This window comes from Streptomyces sp. NPDC088124, assembly GCF_040685895.1.
Taxonomy (GTDB): Bacteria; Actinomycetota; Actinomycetes; order Streptomycetales; family Streptomycetaceae; genus Streptomyces.
This window is the reverse complement of record NZ_JBFBJB010000125.1, coordinates 1-4,597: the sequence shown is the minus strand read 5'-3', so window position 1 is coordinate 4,597 and position 4,597 is coordinate 1. Positions and strand designations below refer to the sequence as shown.

Here is a 4,597-nt window from a genome sequence, read left to right as displayed (position 1 = left end):
CGGCGAACACGTCGCGCCGGTTCAGCGCGCGGTGCAGTTGCTCCAGCACGCACACCACGTACGCGTCCCGGTCGACCGCACCCTGGGGCAGCTTGATGTTGGAGAACACCGCCCGCTTCCACATGGCGGGCACCAGCTCGGCGTCGACCTCGCGGGGCAGCAACGGCCGGTCCTTGACCCTCCGGCGCGAGAGCGCGGGCAGGCGGCGCGTCGCCTCCGACCTCAGCCTGCCCCAACTGGCCCGCGAGATGTGCCACCAGCACGCCGCCGCCTACCTCCACGCCTGCCCCCTGCCGGGGATGACCGCAATCCGGGCACTCGAACCCGTCGTCAACCTCGCACGCCTCCAGATCCGCGCCGGGCACGCCGATGACGGCCGCCAGCGTCTACTCGCCCTGTACGACGCCGTCAACACCGGGGCCCGGGCGCAGTTCGAGGGCATCACCATACCGGCCGACCTGACCGTGAGCGCCGAGGACCGCCAAGAGGTCCGCTCCTGGCTGTGGCGGGTCCTGCTCGCTGACGGGACACGAACCCTGACGACTGCCGGCCGCTGGGCCGAAGCCCTCGCCCACATCGAGACGCACCGCGGCGTCGGACGGCGGATGCTCGACGGCCGCCAGGTCGCCGTCCTCGCCGCTCTCACCGCGGGTGACACTCCCTCCGCCGAGGACCTCCTGGCCCGCACGGAGCCCGGAGAGCCATGGGAAGACGCCGTCACCAGATGCCTGACCGTACTGACCCGCCGGGCAGCCGGCCGACCAATCCAACGCCACCTGCTTGACCTGGTGACCACCTACCTTGTCCGTCCAGACGAACACGGCATGACCGTCTTCAACACCAGGCTCGGCCTCACCGTGCTGGACACGATCCCCTCCGCCGACGACCCGGCCGCGCGCCGGGTCGTCGAGGAACTTCACCGCCGTGCAACGGAGACAACCGACGGGTACGCGGCCCGCGAGATCCTCGCGCACCCCTCGTTCACCGCCCTCGCGACCGACCGCGAGAAGCAGGACTGCCGCGCCCTCCTCCACGCCTGCGCACTCGGCGCAGGCGGGTTCCCCGCCGGCCTGCACGACGAGGTGAAGGCCGCGACATGTCTCAGCGATTGCGTCATCAGGAGCAGCGTTACACCGCCCAGGCACGGCGCGTGATCGAGATCGGTCCGGCGGCCGAAGCGTGCGACGTGTGCGGCGCGCACGAGGTGCTGACCCGCGCCGAGTAGCTGCCTGACTCGCGTGCGGGTAGGGGTGGTTCGGGCCCCTCCGGCCTCCTGCGACGTGTCAGGCCCGTATGGGCTGCTCCTGGCTCTTTCTCAGCCGCTCACGGCACGTGGGACAGAGCGGGTTGGCGCCGTGGCCGTAGCGGTGGGTGGGTTGGTGGCAACGGGCACACGGGCCGACCTGCTCGGGCGGGCACACGGGTGCGACGGGTCTGCGGGAGGGGGCGGTGTCTATACCGCCCATTGTCGCTCACCTGTTCGACTGGGAGCGGGTGCGACACGGAGTGACCCGAGTGCTGCGCATGCGCGAGATCGCATACCATCCGGCCCGGCCGCGTATGAGCCAACTCCTTGCGCGCCCAGTTCGAGGACGGATCGGGCTGATGTACCGCGTCAGGCGAGGGCCGACCACATGCCTGACGAAGGCTGGCCAGACGGCCGCTCCGGTCCATCGCCTCCGTTCGCTCGGCCTCCACCCGGACACCGCGGTGAAATACGCCCCCGCCCACACCAGAGGTCCGCTGAGCCGGCTGTCGAGTATCAGGCGGCCTCTTCCCTGCGTGGCCCCAGGTCGCGGTCTCGGTAGCCCATGGGTGGGGCGCACGGCTCTTCCCATGGCCCTTGGCGATGATGATGTGCGCCGGGGCCTGTGGACTCTCGTCCCCTTCGCCGACCCAGACCTCGTCGGGTTCGGACAGCGCCTTCCGCTCGTACGTCCGCAGATAGTGCACGGGGTCCTGGGCGGGTGTGGGCTCGGCCCGGGCCGCGGGTGGCGCGGCAGGCGCGGAACCCGGTGCGGGGCGGGCCGCGGAGTCGAAGAGGTCCTCGGCGCCCGGCCCGGACCAGCCGGGCCGGCTGGAGGAGAAGCCGGTGGTGCTCGCCACCCGCCCGTCCTCAGCCAGTTCGGCGAAGAGTCACATGGTATCGCGCTCTGCACCTGCCACAGCATGGGTGTGCCGATGGTGTACCGGGTGGCTGCCGTGCGCCCCTCGACGATCACCTCGTGGATGTACAGCTCGTACGACGCGCCGAGGGGGGCGTTGACCCCGGATGCTGGACACCAGAGACACTTGGATCTTGATGGTCCGGGTGGATACGGAGTCCTGCACAGATGGCTATGAAGCACTATCCCGCCGAGTTCAAAGCGGACGCGGTCGCGTTGTACCGATCGCGGCCGGGAGCGACGATCAAGTCAGTCGCCGAGGACCTCGGAGTGAACACCGAGACGCTGCGCAACTGGATCCGGGCCGACGACGGACGACGCTCCGGTGCTCACTCCACGACGCCTGTGACGGCGCCTGCCCAGGCCCCCGGCCCGGTAGAAGCGGAGCTCGCCGCCGCGCGGAAGAGGATCCGCGAACTGGAGGAGGAGCGCGACATTCTCCGCAAGGCGGCCCGGTATTTCGCGACGGAGACGCGCTGGTGAACCGCTTCCAGTTCGTCTCCGACCACCAGCGCCCTTACGGCGTGAAGCGGTTGTGCAGCATCCTCGGGATCGCCCGGTCCAGCTTCTACTACTGGCTGCGGACCGCTCCCGCGCGGGCCGCCCGGCAGGCCGCCGACGACCAGCTCGCGCGGCGGATACGCACCGTCCACCACGACTCGGACGGTACCTACGGCGTCCCCAGGATCACCGCCGAGCTCCGCGAGGACGGCGAGCGCGTGAACCACAAACGGGTCGCCCGGGTCATGCGGACCATCGGGATCGCGGGCCTGCGGCTGCGCAGGAAGCACCGCACCACGATCGCGGACCCGGCCGCCATGAAGGCCACCGACCTGATCGGACGCGACTTCACCGCGAAGGAGCCCAACACCAAGTACGTCGGCGACATCACCTACTTGCCCGTGGCCGGCACGAAGCCGCTCTATCTGGCGACGGTCATCGATCTGTGTTCCCGCCGGCTGGCGGGCTGGGCGATCGCCGACCACATGAGGGCCGAACTCGTCGTCGACGCCCTGGCGGCGGCCGAGCGGACCCGCGGCAGCCTGAAGGGCGCCATCATGCACACCGATCACGGCTCCCAGTACACGAGTGCCGCCTTCGCCGACGCCTGCGAGCAGGCCGGGGTGACCAGGAGCATGAGCGCCGTCGGCAGCTCGGCGGACAACGTTCCCCGATCGCCTACGAGAGCACCTTCTTCGAACCCTCAACTACACTTCCCCAAGCCGCATAACCCCGTGTCCAGCATCCGGGGTCAAGGCCCACAGCGCAGGAGGAACCAAGGTGTTCCTGGCTCACCTGCGTAACCTGCGCTCACGGGGCATCCGCACATTCTTCTCCGTGGGATACGCCGTCACCGAGCCGGTCCGCCGGGCGATCCGAGCCCTGCCCGAACGCGTCTGGCACCCCGCGCTGGAAGCAAGACGGCTCCCTGCGCCAAGGAGCGGAGGCCGCCGAGCTGACCGGCATGGTCGACCTGTCCGGCTACCCCGACGGCACACGGATCACCGTCCGCCGCGAGCGACCGCACCCCGGCGCCCAGTTGTCCCTGTTCGACCTGGACGAGGGCATACGCCACCAGGTCTTCCTCACCGACACCCCCTACGGCCAGGGCTCCCTGCAGCACCTGGAGGCCCGCCACCGCGCGCACGCGCGCGTCGAAGACCGCATCCGCTGCGGCAAAACCACCAGCTTCGGCCGCTTTCCCTCACGCCACTCCGCCATCAGCCAAGCGTGGCTGGTAGTTGTCCCTGATCGCCCTCGACCTGCTCGCCTGGATGCGCACGCTCCTGCTGGAAGGCGAACTGGCCACCGCCGAACCGAAGAAGCTCCGCTACCGGCTGCTGCACACAGCTGCCCGCATCACCCGAGACGGTCGCCGCCTGCACCTGCGGATCTCCACGACCCGACCCTGGCGAAACGAGCCGACCAACGCATTCGCCCGCCTCACAGCCCTGCCACGGCCAGCCACCTGAACCGCGGCACCGCCCTGACCACCCACGACCCGAGGAACCCCTGGAGCACCCGACCCGCACGTCGGGCCCCGGCCATGCCCACCCAGCCACGAGCAACCGAAACCACTGCTTCACCACGATCCGACCAGCTCAGCCACGCGAAGCGAAAACGGGAGGCTAGCTTGCCTCTCTTTCCCGGGGAGCGCCCCAGGAGGACCACCTGGTGTCCGTGTTGCGACAGATGCCGCGCTGCTGCCGCTCCCATTCCGCTACTTGCGCCGGTGATAAGTGTTTATTTAGCTGTGTTTTTGGTTTCATTTACGTGTCGCACAGTATCAAAAGAGTGTGGTGTGAGGTGTGGGTCGGCCTCGTGTGACGAGGCCGATGCGCCGCAAGATCGGCCTCACCGGCCAGTACGCCTCGGTCGACGAGAAGCTCTCCGGCTGGGAGAACCTGTACATGATCGGGCGGCTGCTCGAT

The 4,597-nt window shown here is 69.4% G+C and carries 1 protein-coding gene and 3 pseudogenes; all 4 read left to right on the top strand.

Annotated elements, in window-relative coordinates:
• Positions 1 to 173: 173 nt before the first annotated feature.
• On the top strand, positions 174 to 1,154 hold the full coding sequence (locus AB0P17_RS43090) for a hypothetical protein (RefSeq protein WP_365820571.1): 981 nt from the start codon (positions 174 to 176) through the stop codon (positions 1,152 to 1,154).
• 1,179 nt (positions 1,155 to 2,333) lie between these two features.
• A pseudogene (locus AB0P17_RS43085) lies at positions 2,334 to 3,331 on the top strand (IS3 family transposase); the annotation flags it as partial.
• Positions 3,332 to 3,416: 85 nt separating this feature from the next.
• A pseudogene (locus AB0P17_RS43080) lies at positions 3,417 to 4,138 on the top strand (transposase); the annotation flags it as partial.
• Positions 4,139 to 4,495: 357 nt separating this feature from the next.
• A pseudogene (locus AB0P17_RS43075) lies at positions 4,496 to 4,597 on the top strand (daunorubicin/doxorubicin resistance ABC transporter ATP-binding protein DrrA); the annotation flags it as partial.